Genomic DNA, 17306 nt, shown 5'->3' on the forward strand with positions numbered 1-17306 from the left:
ATTCTGTGCTCCAAGCCCGTTTCCAAATAAGGACTCGGGCTTTTTTATTAGGCTTAAAGGAATGACGAATCCCCGCTCTCCATAACCCAATCACATAAATCAGTATGACTAACCTCTTATCATACTCATAGCGGAACAAATTATGGGAGCCGTCGAGGAAGAAAGAACGGTTGAAAGGCGATTTTCCCGTGCAGTTTAAAATCCCTTCGGCCGTAAATCCAAATGTGAAGCTGTATTCCGGAAGTTGGAGCGATTGGATTAGCTATGAAGGTAATGCAGTCGCTATAGGTGATTCGGAAGCGGACAAAGACGTATAGCAGTATATCGATTTGAATACATCGCCAGGTGGCTTATCTGCCCCGGCGATGTATTTTTCTATGTTCGGAGTCAACGAGGAAACAACGCAGACGCTCTTAAAATAATTACATGAAGATCTTCATCGAGAGCTTGTTTATATGATCTCAGATACATCCACAGCCCCGTCGAACATGAGCTTGAACGAGAACTTAGCAAGTGGTAAAACTGGAAGATCGTTCACGTTTCTCTTTTAATAAACGTGTAACACCACCAGCTAAAAATGTACCAGTATGTAAAAAAAGTGTACGATGCTATGAACAATGTAGTGAATAGCAACAGTATATATAAAGACTATAAAGTCCGATACTCAACAACCACTGTTAGTGTGATGAAAATAGAGAGAGGGAGACACACCTCCTTCAATATAGCAGAAAGTTCACAGAAAAATAACAGAGTTAACATGCTACAGCATACAACACCGCACAAATTATGTTTAAGTAACACTTTTGGTGGCTCGCACTATTGTGCGGATCCAATTTTTTAAACGAGGATCACAACCTCCTAGCCCATCTAAATAATTAATGTTAAACAACGGTCTGAATCCAAATTTGTGCGACTTTAAAGGAATCAGCCTACTATACCTTTGTTCACAACTTGATAAGAGTGCTGAAGTAGATTTAATTCTTGATCTTGGTATAGACCCACAGCAATTAAATGTACATGGTGAAACTCCATTAATAACTGAGTTTATAGTTCAGGGTGGTCATTACATAGATAACAACGATTGAACTCATTTCATATAACTAGTTATTCTCAAAATATTTAAAAAATCTGATTGTTTCATTATAATCATCTTCGTCGGAATAAATATTTAACATTTTGCCTAGCTCAATCGCAAAATCTACATATCCGTTGGCTTTTGCAGTTATTATGTTCTGACTAACTGTGTATGTTTCGTCATTGTTTATTCTATTTTCAGTAAATTCCTTTCCTTCTAAAACCCCTGCTTGTTTAACAAGTTCAACTCCTGAGCAAATGGCACCAATATATTTCCCGTTAGTATCCAGTCTCTTGATAAGTGATGTTAGCTGATGATTTCCTTCTATTGCGCCAATATCTCCTCCTGGAATAAGCAGTATTTCTACTTCGTCAAAATCAATTTCTTTTATATCTTTATGGGGTTTAACAATAAAGCCTTCATAAGAATTGACCATATCGGAATTTAAACCCAATGTTATAATTTCCCCCTGAGTTTTCATTAAATAAGTTGCCAGCATTATTTCAAAATTTACAAACCCGTCGTAGATTAAGACATGAGTATTAATGTTTACACCTGCTTTCATGTATTTTTAGTTCAAGTTGCTTTTTTTAACTCTTTAGAACGGTTGTAAGCACCCACAATCCATAGAGCCAGATTGAAGAAGGCCAAAACTATCACAATTGTACCGTCCCAAAAGTATAAGGACTGCCAAGAATTATTTGCTAGGTTAGTAATAGCTTCAGATACCGCTATCAAAAAACCCGGAATAGAAAAGAATGAAAAGAGCAATATTGCCGAAAGTATACCTACTAAATAAATAAATGAAAATACTCTTGAGATAGCTTGTTCATTCTGTTTTAAATTACTCCATTCAATACGAGCACTTTTACTATAGATTTTTTTCAAATAAAGAACTGCTTGTCCCAACAGATTCGAAGAATTTGTAATAGTGATTAAAACATAATAAAGATCAGTTCTGAAGAAAATGAGAAGATGCCATAAAAACTTATATATTTGTATGAGAACTATCAGTCTCATGTATCCTACAATTATTAAATCCTGCTGATAGATGTACTGGAACACGAGTGCAAGCAAAAGAATCACTGAGTCCCATGCCATACCCGCTAGAAATGGCAAATATCTTTTTTTTCCTTTCAATCGACCACAAAGAGTTCATGTTGGCTTCAATAACCATCCAAAACCATCTTATACTTATTTTAAAATTGACTGGCACCCCGAGTGATACTGCTGCAAAATAATGGGCAGATTCATGCAAAATCGTTAAACTTCATGATATTAAAAATAGAATAAGCAACTTAAACCAACTGACTCATTAAAAATAAAATAATCTTGATAAGACGGAAGAAATTCAGGGTTGTACGTAAAAATAATTAAAGATGCAATAAAAAAAGTTAAATAAATGAGAACTGCCAATTTGTTAAAGAAGAATCTACCAACCTTCTCTCTAATTCTGCCTTCATTGTTACTTGCCTTAAGAGCAACCAAGACTTCATCATTAAATTTATGAATCAGGTTTAACTCTAATAAAGGTTCCACAAAATCAATAATATCTACCTCAACATCGTGATTCTTTTTTTTATAAATTCGATATTTCATCCAGTGTATTTATTCCATCCATTAGTTCTATAGCTAGAACACCCTCGATGGGAATTCGAATATAAATAGTTTTATTCAATAAGTTGGCTATTTGGAGACGTCTCTGAAAAAATTAATGAGCTTTCAATGAGATTTTTATTTTTTTTTCGCTGTTCTTCAATATTTAGTTTTGTATAAGACCTTCAAGCATAGTTTCATCAATCGGAACTCCCATTTGCATTTTACGTTCAAGCTTTTCTTCCGTAGCTTTTTGAATATCCATTTTTTCACACTCCCTCATATCGACATTACATTATTACACGTAATTTATAAAGTCATTTGGTCGCGTTTCTCCCCAAAAATCGAGTGAAGTTCTTCGCAAGTTGATTCCTGTGATGTTTGTTCCTATAACACGAAAAGAAAACATTTTATTGCTATCGGACCGTAATCCCAATTCAGCATTTCATAGTTGCACACCACACTTACCTCATGTAGGACATATGTCTCCTTTTCTACGAAAACGATTAAAAAATCTTTATAATCCACACAAAATGTTCGATATACAACAAATGAACATCCGCATATCCCATGTATGCATCCTGAAATCTACCTCAGAAATGTGGCACGGGAGAACAGAACAATACATATAACAGGTTGTTAGGAAACAGAGAAAGTTCTGTCTGGTTGAAAGGCAGGAACTAACAAAGGAGAAGAAGATATGAAGGGACGAACGAGTAACAAACGAAACACACGCAGCATCTGCGTGAACTTGCTGTTATCCATGCTATTGTTGGTTAGCAGCTTGCCGCTATGGCCTAGCAAGGCAGCAAACGCTGCTGCAGAAGGGTCATATCTCTTATCCCTGAACAGACCGGTGTATAGCTCCTCATCCCTTGGTGGAAATACAGCCGATCATGCCGTGGATGGCAACAAAAATACCCGATGGGAAAGTGTGTGGCAACAGGACCCTCAGTGGATCTATGTTGATCTGGGTGCAGTTGCCTCCATCTCCAACATCTCGATTGAGTGGGAAAATGCCTATGCTTCCGCCTTCGACCTTGAAGTGTCGGATGACGAAGTCAACTGGAAGCAAGTGTACTCCACAACGAAGGGTCAAGGCGGTCTGACAGAAGTGAAGGTTTCCGTCAATGCACGATATGTGCGTTTGTTCAGTCATGAACGGTCGCAGCAAGCCTATGGTATTTCTCTGTACGCGTTCGATGTGTATGGAACGGGTGGAGCAAACCCACCTCCAAAACCAACTGCCGCAAACCTTGCCCTTGGTAAATCGGTTATAGCGTCGTCGGAAGAGATTGACGAACCTAGCCGCTCCGCCGAAGACAAGGCCAAAATGGAGAAGCGCGATTATGAAGCGCGCAATGTGACAGATGGTGATCCAGGTACACGCTGGTCTTCCATATACAAGGATCAGGAATGGATTGTTGTGGACCTTGGTCAACGTCAGGAAATCGGAGAAATTTCTCTGCAATGGGAAAATGCGTTTGGACGTGCTTACGACATTCAGGTATCCGACGACGCAAAGCAATGGACTACGCTGTATCGGGAGTTACACAGCAATGGAGGACGGGATGACATTCCTGTATATTCAGAAGCCAGATATGTCAAACTCGCAGGTCTTGGACGAGGTACAACCAACGGTTATTCACTCTATGCCTTTGATGTATATGAGTATATTCAAGGAGATGAAAAACCGGTCTACACCATCCCGTCTATCCCGGAGATGAGCTCGGTACAAGTCGGCGCTGGCAGTTATGCCATTAATGACATCACGATGCTGCAGCCGAAGAACCCTAAAAATCGCACAGCTGACATCACCGCCCCGATTCCATCCAATGACTGGTGGCAATCGATTCTCGTCTCGGATTTAGGAGATGGAAACAGTCTGGTCACGCTCCCATTCAAAAATCGATACACCAAACAGGGGCTTCATATTTTGAATCCTGGTGCTGGATACGTTTCTGCTGATGGCAACTCGATGGATGCAGACGGTGAAGCAGACCTCATCCTGACAACAAGCGATATGAACCCAGCCAAGGTCAATACCAAGATCGCAGGATACGGGGATTACTCCGCTAACATCATCATGAGTGATGATGACACGGCAAAGGTCAATACAACCTTTGTAAAAGGCTCCCCTTTCCTGTACAACACGTTTGAGAACCCGGACACCATCCTGATTCGTTCACCGAACATTACACGTCTCTTTGATGATCAAAACCGTGAGATTGTGTTGCAGGATGGGGAATCATGGACAGGAGATCATATCGGTGTAGAAGTCACTAATCAGGACAGAGCGCCTTCGCCGCAAACTTTTACAAGAAACTATGGTCTTTATGCACCTGAAGGAACCACATTTATAAAGCTGGGCAATACACTTAAGATTAAGCTGGGATCAAGCGAAAATTATTTGTCGCTCGCTACCCTGCCATCTGCATCAGAATTAGCATACTATTACCAACACGCCTATGCTTTTGTAACGGATACGAAGGTCGATTACGACTATAACGAGAGCACTTCACAAGTTACAACGACCTTTAACTCCGTTACACAAACGAAGCGAGCCAACTTTTCCGCCGACACATTAATGGCTTTGTTCCCGCACCAGTGGAAACTTGCAACAACTCCACTCACGGAGCTCGCTTATCCTTCTATTCGTGGAATGATGAAAGTGAGCGAAGGCAACAGCTTTACGACACAAGATCGTTTCTACGGCATTATTCCGCAATTTGTGGAGCCGGATGATCCGACATACTCACGCGCGCAATTAATCAGTTATCTGGATCAGCTTGATGCAGATACGTCAGGCAATTTAATGAGTGAAGATCCCTACTGGCAGGGGAAAAAGCTTCATCCGCTTGCGCTCGGTGTGCTCATTAGCGATCAGCTTGGTGATCACGAACGTCGGGACCACTACCTGTCCCTGTTAAGAAGCATTTTGACCGACTGGTACACCTTTTCACCGGATGAACGTCTGCACTCCTATTATTTTTATTACTCGGAGCAATGGGGAACGATCTTCCCTTATGGAAGCGGGTTCGGGGTCAATACCGGGCTGACGGATCATCATTTTACGTATGGCTATTACGTCTTTGCATCTGCAGTGCTGGCAACGTATGATCCAACTTTTGTACAGGATTATGGCGATATGGTTGAACTGCTGATCCGGGACTATGCCAATCCTTCACACACAGACGATCAATTCCCATGGATGCGTAATTTTGATCCTTATTCAGGTCATTCCTGGGCGGGCGGTTATGCCGACAATCGCAGCGGAAACAATCAGGAAGCTGCAGGTGAAGCTCTGTTCAGTTGGGTCGGACAATATATGTGGGGCGAAGTAACGGGGAACAAAGCCTATCGCGATGCGGGCATCTGGGGCTTCGTCACCGAGGAAAAAGCGGCCGAGCAATATTGGTTCAACTACGATGGGGACAACTGGCTGGAAGGATACAAACACGCTACCGTAGGGCATGTATACGGCAGTGCTTACCTGTATGGCACGTACTTCTCCAACGAGGCCGAGCATATTTACGGCATTCACTGGCTGCCGCCCGCAGAGTGGATGACCTATTATGGTCGTGATCCGAAGAATACCGCGGCACTATACAACGGTCTGATCAAGGATCTTGGTGGTCAGCAGGAGCACACATGGCAGCACATCATCTGGCCATTCCAATCCATCGGGGACCCGGAGACTGCTCTTGCAAAGTGGGATACAAAAGAGATGCAGCAAAACGAAGTCTTTAACGCCTACTGGTTCATGCATAGCATGGCATCCACAGGAACACGTACCATGGATATTTGGGCAGATTCTCCCGCAGCAACCGTATACGAAAAGAACGGTGTCTACACGGCGCAAATCTGGAATCCGTCAGACACCGCCAAAACGGTTCGTTTTTATAATGCAAGCGGAGCTTTGGGTTCAACTACCGTCTATGCGAAAGCTCAAGTGAAAGTCAATCCATTGGAGCATACAGTAGTCAAGCAGCCAGATGCCTCACAAGGCGTCACCTATCTGGATCGCAGCGAATGGACGATTACCGCCTCTTCCAGTTCGGAAGCAGTCGAACGCATGATTGACGGAGATTTGACTACCCGCTGGTCATCTGGACAAACGCAACAGCCTGGAGACTGGCTCCATATTGATCTGGGCAACGAGCAGATGATGGACACACTTTTCATGAACTCCGGCAACAGCGGAGGTGATTATGCCCACAGGTATGAAGTTTACGTTTCGAAGGACGATGAAAACTGGAGCAAGCCAATTGCACAGGGAATAGGCTCATCTCCAAGCCTGTCCGTCGATTTGGGTATGCAGACGGCGCGTTATATCAAAATTGTATTGACTGCTCCCACAGACAGTTGGTGGTCCATCTCGGAACTCAAGCTCGCCCGATTTGGAAAATTGCCTCAGACCCCTGAGTATCCAAATCCAGCTCCGTTGTCCGATCGGTCAAACTGGATCGTGACCGCTTCCTCCACGCAAGGAACGGATGTCACGGCTCACATGCTTGATGGAAATAAAGACACATTATGGACGAACGGGCGAAGGCAAACGAGCGGACAGTGGATTACGATTGATCTTGGGGAAACGAGTGCTTTTGACGCAGTAGAGCTGGACCCGGGGAACGCGAAGGATGACTATCCGCGGCAATATCGCATTTTCGTTTCCGATGACGGGCAAAACTGGGGAACCTCTATTGCTGGAGGCGAAGGCGTGTCAGGACGTCTCTCCATCACCTTCCCTGAGCAGCAGGCTCGTTATGTGAAGATCATGCAGATGGGTGAATCCGATCAATGGTGGTCGGTCTCCGAGCTATTTGTTAATCACTATGGAACAGGAAAACAAAAACGTCTGCTTTCAGATGCATGGTCCGTCACAGCGTCTTCCGATGAGGAAGCTGCAACGGCGATACTGGATGGCTCGAACCAAACACGCTGGACTTCCGGTCAGGCACAAACAGGCGGTGAGTGGCTTCAGCTGGATCTGGGCAATTCAGAGACAGTGAACCGGATTGTATTGGATAGTGCACACAACAGTGAGGATTATGCTCGCGGTTATGAAGTATACACCTCTCTGGATGGCATGAATTGGGGTAAAGCTGTGGCTACGGGTGAAGGGAAAAATGCCTTGCTCTTCATAGCATTCCCTGCTCATGAGGCCCGCTATATCAAAATAGTTCAGACCGGAACGGATTCTCACTGGTGGTCTGTAGCTGAAATCGCAGTTTATACTGCCGATCAGACACCATGGACACCCGGGGAACAGGATGATCTGCTGCCTACCGAACTGGATCGGACATCTTGGACAGCTACAGCTTCCACGTCTGAAGACATTGGTGCACTGCTGGATGATGATCTGAACTCACGCTGGACCTCTGCATCCGGACAACAAGCAGACCAGTGGATTCAGATCGATCTGGGAAGCATTCAGAATTTCAGCCGGTTAACTATGGACTCAGGCAGCAGTACCAATGACTATGCCCGCAGTTTTACAATCGTCACTTCAACGGATGGCGAGCATTGGAATTCGGTTTCAGAAGCTGTGGGAACAGATTCTTTAATCTCAGCGACATTCACGAACCAAAAGGCACGATATGTCAAAATTGCTTTGACTACGGACAATGCTGAGTGGTGGTGGTCTATTGCTGAATTGAAGCTGTACCATTGATACGCTGAATTAAAAAACCATCAATTTTACGCAGCATTAAAAAATCATTAATCTAAGGAATTAAATATCGTTCGTCCAGCCACCTCTCTCCCTCAATTTTGCGGACAGGGGTGGTTTTTTGGTAATCACCCGCTTCTAAATGTAATAAGCAGTTATCTCGAATTAAATACGTATTTTCAAATCACGAATACGAACGGCGGTAAAACACACTGAATATCCGCCTAAGCAACTTTAGAGACCAGCATATGCTTCTTTGCGCTGTTCCCGAAATCAAAATATTGGGAATTTGAGGATTGACAGCGCAAGTTATCCAATCTAATATAATCATAGCGGAAAACTATGAATAAAATCAGTAACAATAAACCCACTAAAGGAGACTACAAAATGGCTGCCCTCCAAACGTTTAAAGCATCTGCTCATCTGCAAAACGGAGTTCAAGTGAAAGTAACATCTCGAAACTTCGAGTTTATTATCGACGAGCCCAAAAACTTGGGTGGAACCGATACCGGCATGAATCCGGTGGAAGCTTTACTCGCCTCGCTGGGAGCATGTCAGTCGATCGTAGCTAGGGTATATGCGCCTAAATTCGGGGTGAATCTCAAGGATTTCTTTGTGGATGTAGAAGGCGATATTGACCTGGATGGCTTTTTCGACAAATCAGAGGTGCGTCCGGGCTATTCCGATATTCGGTATACATTCCGTATCAAAACAGATTCTCCCCAAGAGCAGGTTGAAGCATTTGTACAATTCCTGGAGAGCAAGTGCCCGGTTGGAGATACGTTGGCACATCCGGTTAATCTCAAGTTGGACAGAATTATCATCGAAAACTAAGCAGCCTCTAACTACCGTGAAACCGGACTGATATTGAATTGCTAACCGTATAACATATTTAGATATAACAAAAGCCCGCGTTTTTCGCGGGTTTCTGGTCATAACCTAATAAACTCGGCTATAAACTTCGTTTGGCCCTTTGAGAAAATATCCTGTTCGAATTAAAGACACTCTCCATTGAAAGCAACCATAGATACTATAGAACTGGCGATCGACACTCTCCTTATTTGTTTCCAGCAAGCGCCTTTCTGTACGAAGTAGATATAACGTGGCAGCTTTTTTTGATTCATGATAACAAAAAAACAAAAAAAACCGTGATGGACATCTGTCCACCACGGTTGAATAATGAAATCTATTATTGCTTTTTACTTAACGATACATTAGCTGTTAACGTCTTGTCGATCGTCGTCCAGTTTACATAAGCACCTAGTATTTCATTAATAACAGAAACCGGAACTACGGTTTCGCCTTTTAAAAGCTTTGGTACGTTACTATTGAACACTAGTTTATCGTTAATTGAATACACATCTGAACCAATTTGAGCACTTATATTTTTTGTGCCTAATTTGATTTGAGTTGTACGCGTCTTATGATCCCATACTACTGTACCGCCCAATAGCTCGGAAATGGTTCGAATCGGTACGTAGAACTCATCGTTATGAACAACCGGTTTGATTGTCGTACCCCCTACATTCATTGCAACGTCAACATATTCAAGAAAATCGGTCTTTCGAATGAGTCCATGAACCCCTTTCGTTCGATCTACGACCTGAGATACTTCATAATCCGTTGCGGCTGATAGGTACGCATAAGCTACACTTCTATCCATATCAAGCTTATCGGATAAGAATTGAATCGATTCACGTACTGATTCTTTCATGGCTTCATCCAAATCAGGGTCCAGTCCAATTGGAATCCAATAATCCTCGGTTTCAGCAAAGGGTTGCGTGAATTCTCCACTGTGTGGTAGTGATGGATCACCTTTCTTTAACACCGTTAACCGAACTGTCCCCCTTAAGGAAGCTTCCAATGCAGTTAACGCTACTTCTCCATCTCCTTGAGCAAAGTGTGGATCTCCAGTATAGAATAGCCCGCCTTTAACTTGAATCGGATAATAAATAGTTGCACCAACACCCAACTCATTAATATCCATATTCCCTCCTGTTTCAATAGGTGGGATCGAACTCACAACTTCGCTGGTATTTGGTGCAACCCCCATAACACCTAGAAACGGGTTAATTGGGAAACGTACATTCTTGCCAGCTTTTGTTGGTAATACCCCATACCAATTGCCGTTGATTTCTTCAATAGGCGTAAATATAGATACATTATTATATAATTCCGGTTTTGTTGCGCTAGCTCCCTCTTGTGGACCTGTGTTTTCTGGAAATTCGTTAGGAAGAGCACCTTTACCATGGCGGTTAGAAATGACACCATACGGAACTCGAGTCTGCAACGAAAGGACTTCTACTTTAAGAACATCTCCTGGCTCCGCTCCCTCAATCGCTACCGGCCCAGTGATAATATGAGGTCCGTCTTTTACATAATCATGCTTAATCGCAGAAGCCGCAATTGCCTTCGCATCATCCAACACTCCATCGGGTGAGATACCGAATTTACCGAAGTACTCCACTGGATTTCTTCCTTGATCCTCTATCAATCCCTCATGCGATACTGTATCAAATGTTACAGCACTTCCTGATGGCACAGTTAGAATCGGAGAGCTGTCTCGATTAGGCAGTGATCCCCAGCGAATGTTCTCAATCGCAGACGTTACATAATAATCACCTTCTACCTTATCAAGGGTTGTTGGTTGCAGTGGCATACTAAAGCCCACTGAAGGTAGAGCAAATGTAAACATACTTATAATCCCTACTGAAACCCCAAATTTCCTAATCGTTCGGTTAATAAACATTACGCTCCCCCTCTATACTATGTAATATTTTCTAACACAAACACACAATAACATATAAATACATTTACAACAATATTTTTTGTCAATAAAAATAACATTATAGAGCTAAATATCAAGAATAAACTTATAAAAATAAACAACATGTCAATATACTTATCATATGAAAGGCGTGTAAAACTAAAATACTTCTAGTAAACTGAGGACCCTCCTTCAGAGATTGGAACAAACGAAATTAAGTTACAGGAAAATTATGTATGTATTTCATGTATCCGATACCGCCACAGGAATACTACTACACTCCCGTTCAGGCATAATCACCTGTCCGCACGTGATTGCACTGGAAGAAGCGGAATTCTCGAATCTGAAGTTGTATCCCGGAGGATGGAGTGACTGGATTAGTTATGAGGAAAATCCGGTGGCTACCGGGGAAGAGTAGGTACGTAGCACCGGTCTACAGTGTCTCAAGACAAAAACACCGCCATGCAAGCTGATGCCTGGGGCGGTGCATTTTCAGTGACTGAGCGTCACCCGGGAATACGGGAGAGATAGAGGCATCGTTGCATGGGAAGACTGATCCAACCCAATCCTTTCTCGCTTAATGAAACAGGATCTGCAAAAGAAAATGAGGAGAAGCATTCATGAGTCCATGAATCAAGATGATCACCCATATTTTACGATAGCGGGCCCATAAATAACCAAGAAACAGACCTGTAACCCCATGATTTGCAATTACTGTTGCCACATCAATATCCCACTGACCATTTCCTTGAATGGCGACATGCCAAATGGACCATAGTATTGAAACTAGTAGTATGGCGGGCCATCTTCCAAGCAATGCCTCCAATCGGGTCTGCAGCCATACCCGATAAAAAACTTCCTCCAATACGCTATTGATCATAAAACCAATCAACATCAAGAGAAGTAATTCTGTCATATCGGTTGGTACGATTGCTCCTTCTGGTTGTGCAATTGGGGAATAGAACCTTAGATAACACCAGGCCACAATAACGATTAGTGGTGCGATGACGTGTCTGCGAGTGCGAGGTTTTACCGAGATGATGTCTTGTTGCCCGCCAGTCATTTTGCGATAAATCAGCAATAAAATCAACGGGATGAACAATAGTGTCGTCAACTTGAACGCCAAATAGTATAGCTGGAAATGTAATCCTTGCTGGTCTATCGTTATCAGAGAAACCGTAAATAAAACGCCTGACAGCAATAATACAATCGATTGAACGACCAAGTGCTGTTTCTCCATTTGTTGGAAATACGGATGATATTGACTTTTATAAGGAATCATACGGATTAGAAAAATGCCAAGGAATGCCGGCAACATACTATGCCATATTGGAATCACTTCCTCACGATCAGCCGTGTACCTTATATTCAAGTTTCCGGTCCACACTAACCACAATACAGCAGCAAATATAATGATCATACATAATAAGCCGGTTGCCTTTCCCCATGCTGTAAGCATTACTTTGAATTGCTGATTCATTCCAATTGCACTCCTTTGAGTGGCATATCGCGTTTGCCCCCTTCTTTTTTATTTCAGTTGAGTTAAATAAACTCTAGCACATTCCATCTTAATCGTCTATTTATTTCAGTTGAGTTAAATAATATGATATTCTGTGTGTATGCCAAAAATCGTGGATCATGAGAAAATGAAGAATATTATCGCTGAAGCTACTTGGAAAATCATTAGTGAGAAAGGCATTCATCATGCAACGTCAAGAACGATTGCAAAGGAGGCCGGATTATCACAAGGCGCTTTAAGACATTACTTTTCAAAACAAGAGAGCCTATTAGCGTTTGCAATGGAGTTAGTTAAGGAAAAGGTACTTACTCGACTAAAAAATCTAAATGCAAGAGAACTGGCGCCTCAAGAAAGAATTGTTGAATACTTGCTCGAACTAGTCCCGACGGATGAACAAACATTATTGGAAATGGAGGTTTGGTTTGCATTTGTAAGCTATGGAAAAACGCAAAAAGGGTTCGACGCCAATTATGAGGACCTGCAAAACGCAATCAAGAACTGCATTATGTACTTGAAAAATGAAGGACTTCTGCGCACAACCGATGAAGAGAAGGAACAAGAAAAACTGTATGCTTTTATGAATGGGATGGCTCTCAATTTGTATCTAGAGCCGGATAAGATAAATCGAACACGAAGCAAAGAAATGATACAAGACTACATCCATTGGATTATACGTTAGAGGAAAACCTGACTCATAATCGGGGAGTTAAGTCAGCTGGCACGGTCCAAGCAGAATACACAGGAAATCTGGTGGCTAACGAGGAAAAATAAAGACTAAAGAGCCCACGTTTTGCGCGGGCTTCTCTGTGTTTTCATTATATTCATGTAGCATTTTAGATGCTTACATTTCCGACCTCTGTAACGTTCAGATTCAGCCTATGTGTTCGGCATACTTCGTAAAAATCTTTTGAAACAATGGGTTTGAAGATATTTATATAATCCAGCATAAAAAATTCATGCTCGTCAATTTGCTCTTCATGAAGGCAGATTTGAGATACAACTTTGACGATCTTACGTGGAGGCTGTTGTACAGATGCAGCAATGACCGCTTTGCGCCCATATTCCGAACGTTCATAATCGAAAACATCCAAACGATCAAGCTGATGTGCTGTCCAATAGGTTTTTTCAACCGCACGACCGTCGTGGTAACACACCGTTGTCGGAATAAACTGTGTATTTGTTTTCGTCTCCTCCAACAGCGTTTTAAAACGATCTGATACATGTCTCGTTCCTGTGATCGTCTCAAAATAATCTACATTTAGGTTGCGCACCGTAGTCAGTAACTCAACCTCTGCTGTTGTCCCCTCTGGCAACGGATTCTCCATCGCCAAATAATTCATATCTAATTCGGGAGTGAAGGTTGTTCCGCCACTAATAAACCCTCTACGTGGATATTGAGATTCCAGAAAATAATAGTTCAAAGAATGATGTCTCCTTTTCGAATGAAGAGCTTTTCAATCAAGTATACGGGTCAAATAGCCCCTCCAATTATTCCGCGGTTTTAAGCAAGTTATCCACAATAAAATCAAGCTGTTTGTCTAACGAATAAATATCATTGTAGAAGAATAAACCAAAGCTCATATCAATCAGACGTCCTTCTTTGACTGCAGGGATGTTATTCCAAATTGAATTGTCTGACAGATCAACCATTCCTTCAAAGGAAGAACGGAATATATAATCACCCACATATTCAGGTAATACTTCATAAGAAACGTCCTTGCTTGTCGCATCGTTTCTTGCATTTTCAATTTCACGTTGCAAGACTTCAGGTGCTTTCATCCCTAAATACTGATAAATAATCTGCGACCCCCGGCCATAACCCAAGCCTGTCATTACAGCCATGGAACCTTTGTTGCTTTCCATAATTGTGACGGTTTTATCCAAAATACCTGCTTGTTCAAGTTTTTCCTTGCTTTGCTCAACCTTTTTGTGAAGGTTATCTAACATTTCCTGAGCTTGTCCCTCTTTACCCAGAATTTCTCCAAGCATATTCATACGTTCTTCTACTGGCAGGTCATAAGGAATATATACTGTAGGAGCAATCATTTTAAGTCCTTCATATATTTCTTCATTGGTAACAATAATGAGATCGGGATTAAGTGCAGTTACTGCTTCCGGGTCCGGTTTAAATGCTCCTAATGAGGTGGCACCTTCCAGTTCGCTCGCAAAAGCCGCTCCTTCTTCTATAGAAGAAATCCCCACAGGATTTACGCCTAAAGCAAGCAAATCACCCATTAGATACAGGACAACCACTCGTTGTGGATTAACCGGTACTTCAATATCACCTTTTATGGTGGTTACGGTCTTCATTTGAGATTGTGTATCTGTATTGTTAGCGTTGTTAGCCGCTATCTGATTCGTTGGCTTCTGAGAACCTTCATTGGCTGAAGGACTTCCTGTCCCACCAGTTGAACAAGCGCTGAGCAATAGGGTTAAACAAAGTAATAATGTGATAGCCAAGGGTGTCTTTCTACTCCTGTACATCAATAATTCCTCCTCAAATATATGCTGATTATGATAATCATTATCAATATATAAGGAAGTTAGGTCCTGTACAATGCCTAATCGTGCCACATTCGATGGTACATTAGGACTTTCATGCTGCTTTCGATAACGAATAGGTGCAATACCCATATATTTTTTAAATATTTTAGCAAGATAATAACCATCTGGATAACCAACAGCCTTGGCAATTTCCTGTAAAGTAGCATCTGTAGCAAGCAGTAGTTCCTTCGCTTTGTTCATCCGGATTTGAATGACAAAATCAATCGGACTATGACCAGTCTGGCGTTTGAATAGCCTTGATAAGTGACGTGGACTACTGTCCATAAGCTCTGCTAACAAGTCCATTGTAATGGGTTCAGCGTAATGTTCCTGCATATAATATTTCATTTGTGCAACCAGGTCTGGCTTTATTGTTGGCACGCGCCCATTGTGGATTTGCCATAATAACTCGTATACAAATTGATAAAATAATGACTTCACATGGAACTGTTCCAGTGCATCTTGCTCTTCCCAAGCTGTCATCATGTATTGTACTTTGCTTAACAAGGAAACAGGCTGATCAGGTGTAAAGCCATATTGAAGCTTGAAGGGATTACGGTGCTCCATCAAGACCAGGATATCCTGACGCTCAGGTAGCGGGATGATGGCTTTGTAATAAATCATATAATATTCAAGGACCTCTTCAACAGGCAAAATGTTCAGGCAACAGCCCTTCCCACCATGCAAAACATGGAATCGCGAGACCTGATGATCTTCTCCATCCAACTGTATAACAGCATTGCCACGCACCGTGTATAAGAAACAGCTCGCAGGGAATCGATAGGAGTAAAGTCCCTCCTGCCTTTGCATAGTTATATGGCGAATATCCATTATTTTAATAGATGCCTTGTTCCATAGTAAAAGATGTTCATTGAAATGTAAGATGGCTTCCCAGCTCCTTAAAATCATTGGTCATATATAGTCAACAGAGAGTCAACTTGCATGCAAAATAGGGGCCGGATCACCCACTAACGTGAGTACCCGACCCCTTTCTTTAATATACATATGAATATACAGACCTTAATCAACACTTTAACAGATTGAAAAGAAACAGTCTATATTTTTGGGAAAATATTCTATATATTTAGTTTGCTGGCCGGAAAAATACAGTTGAAACGGAGCATAAATCGATGATGTCCAACAACCATCTTACTCGTGAGGAATTACAGGATTATGTGCACAAAGTATTTGGTGCCAGTTACTTCATAACGCAGTGCGCAAGAATTCATGGCGGTGCACAAAAAGTCATTTACAAAATTGACTGCACGAATGGTTTCACTTGTATGCTGTACGTTTGGGATATTTCCAGCAACTATTTTCAGGAAGAGATCTTGAATGAACCCACTTTCCACAGTTCCTATGGCAGCGAACTTTTCTCTTTGAATACTCGCTTTCTCGCTCAACATGGAATCCGAACGCCGACCTTATATGATCTGAATAACGATAAAGACCGGTACTCTTATGATTTTGCTCTTGTTGAGTATGTGGATGGACAGAAAGCCGAAGTCTATTTCCAGCATAAAAATCACAAAGATCGGGATGAGTTGTTTCAACGGATCAGGGATATGTTGTCTAATATGCATAACATCCAAAGAAACGTTTATGGAAACGCCAACGATAACAGCCAAAAGGCTTGGCCTTGCTACCAAGTTCAGCGGTTGGATGCCGAAACAGCCTTATCCTATGCATCCAAACATATGACAGATATCAGGAAAAATAACGAAAGGCTGCTTGAGAAACTTTACGAATTGGAAGCAGCAATTCAACCCAGAGATCTCTATAGTTTCATTCATGGAGAGCTAGGTCCGGATCATATATGGATAGATCATGCTATGCAACCATGCCTTATTGATATTGAGGGCGCAGGATTCTTCGATCTCGAATATGAGCATAGCTTTCTCCAGTTTCGATTTGGAGACTTTTATCACTACTTAAAAAATAACAATCTCGACCCGGAGCGGATGACATTTTATCGATTTTGCCATCATTTGTCCTTGATATCAGGAGGATTGAAGCTGCTTCACAGACAATTCCCCGATCAGCAATTTGCTAAAGGTCTCGCGGAGTATCATGCCAGATGCGCAGTTCAGATGCTTAGCCAAAAAGTTTAATGATCCCGCTCAATCAAACTGTG

Annotated in this window: 12 protein-coding genes and 1 pseudogene; 6 read left to right on the forward strand and 7 right to left on the reverse strand. The window is 42.1% G+C overall.

Annotated features, from left to right (window positions below; translation table 11 throughout):
• The first annotated feature begins 170 nt into the window (after positions 1-170).
• Positions 171-317 (forward strand): hypothetical protein, encoded by a 147-nt coding sequence (locus NZ043_RS00810; protein WP_206105772.1) that lies wholly within the window; start codon positions 171-173, stop codon positions 315-317.
• 783 nt (positions 318-1100) lie between these two features.
• On the opposite strand, the gene NZ043_RS00815 is transcribed toward NZ043_RS00810, so the two are convergent.
• From NZ043_RS00815 to NZ043_RS00825, 3 genes are all read right to left on the reverse strand, one after another.
• Complete coding sequence (locus NZ043_RS00815; protein WP_240768071.1) at positions 1101-1640, reverse strand: DJ-1/PfpI family protein; 540 nt, start codon at positions 1638-1640, stop codon at positions 1101-1103.
• A gap of 11 nt (positions 1641-1651) precedes the next feature.
• Positions 1652-1963 (reverse strand): hypothetical protein, encoded by a 312-nt coding sequence (locus tag NZ043_RS00820; protein ID WP_133385692.1) that lies wholly within the window; start codon positions 1961-1963, stop codon positions 1652-1654.
• 390 nt (positions 1964-2353) lie between these two features.
• Entirely contained in the window at positions 2354-2674 is a 321-nt protein-coding gene (locus NZ043_RS00825; RefSeq protein ID WP_091028206.1) for a hypothetical protein, read from the reverse strand.
• Between the two features lie 697 nt (positions 2675-3371).
• Between NZ043_RS00825 and NZ043_RS00830 the strand changes: the two genes are divergently transcribed.
• Positions 3372-8345, forward strand: a complete 4974-nt coding sequence (locus tag NZ043_RS00830) for a discoidin domain-containing protein (RefSeq protein ID WP_133385693.1) — start codon at positions 3372-3374, stop codon at positions 8343-8345.
• A gap of 384 nt (positions 8346-8729) precedes the next feature.
• On the forward strand, positions 8730-9176 hold the full coding sequence (locus NZ043_RS00835) for an OsmC family protein (RefSeq protein WP_076332250.1): 447 nt from the start codon (positions 8730-8732) through the stop codon (positions 9174-9176).
• 355 nt (positions 9177-9531) lie between these two features.
• Here NZ043_RS00835 and NZ043_RS00840 read toward each other — a convergent pair whose 3' ends face one another.
• The gene (locus NZ043_RS00840) at positions 9532-11091 is read right to left on the reverse strand and encodes an acetamidase/formamidase family protein (protein WP_133385694.1); all 1560 of its coding nucleotides are present in this window, start codon (positions 11089-11091) and stop codon (positions 9532-9534) included.
• A 286-nt stretch (positions 11092-11377) separates the two neighbouring features.
• Between NZ043_RS00840 and NZ043_RS00845 the strand changes: the two are divergent.
• Positions 11378-11527, forward strand: a pseudogene (locus tag NZ043_RS00845) (sulfurtransferase); the annotation flags it as partial.
• A 159-nt stretch (positions 11528-11686) separates the two neighbouring features.
• On the opposite strand, the gene NZ043_RS00850 reads toward NZ043_RS00845, so the two are convergent.
• Entirely contained in the window at positions 11687-12589 is a 903-nt protein-coding gene (locus tag NZ043_RS00850; RefSeq protein WP_339310225.1) for a CPBP family intramembrane glutamic endopeptidase, read from the reverse strand.
• 139 nt (positions 12590-12728) lie between these two features.
• Between NZ043_RS00850 and NZ043_RS00855 the strand changes: the two genes are divergently transcribed.
• Entirely contained in the window at positions 12729-13307 is a 579-nt protein-coding gene (locus NZ043_RS00855; protein ID WP_133385696.1) for a TetR/AcrR family transcriptional regulator, read from the forward strand.
• A gap of 154 nt (positions 13308-13461) precedes the next feature.
• Here the strand turns inward: NZ043_RS00855 and NZ043_RS00860 are convergent, their stop codons facing one another.
• Positions 13462-14049 carry a DUF1629 domain-containing protein gene (locus NZ043_RS00860; RefSeq protein WP_133385697.1) on the reverse strand — a complete coding sequence of 196 codons (588 nt, stop codon included), beginning with the start codon at positions 14047-14049 and terminating at the stop codon, positions 13462-13464.
• A 67-nt stretch (positions 14050-14116) separates the two neighbouring features.
• Positions 14117-16003 (reverse strand): AraC family transcriptional regulator, encoded by a 1887-nt coding sequence (locus tag NZ043_RS00865; RefSeq protein ID WP_339310228.1) that lies wholly within the window; start codon positions 16001-16003, stop codon positions 14117-14119.
• Between the two features lie 299 nt (positions 16004-16302).
• Here NZ043_RS00865 and NZ043_RS00870 point away from each other — a divergent pair, with 299 nt between their 5' ends.
• Complete coding sequence (locus tag NZ043_RS00870; RefSeq protein WP_133385698.1) at positions 16303-17283, forward strand: phosphotransferase; 981 nt, start codon at positions 16303-16305, stop codon at positions 17281-17283.
• The last annotated feature ends 23 nt before the right edge of the window (positions 17284-17306 follow it).

This window comes from Paenibacillus sp. FSL k6-2145 (assembly GCF_037976585.1).
Lineage (GTDB): Bacteria > Bacillota > Bacilli > Paenibacillales > Paenibacillaceae > Paenibacillus.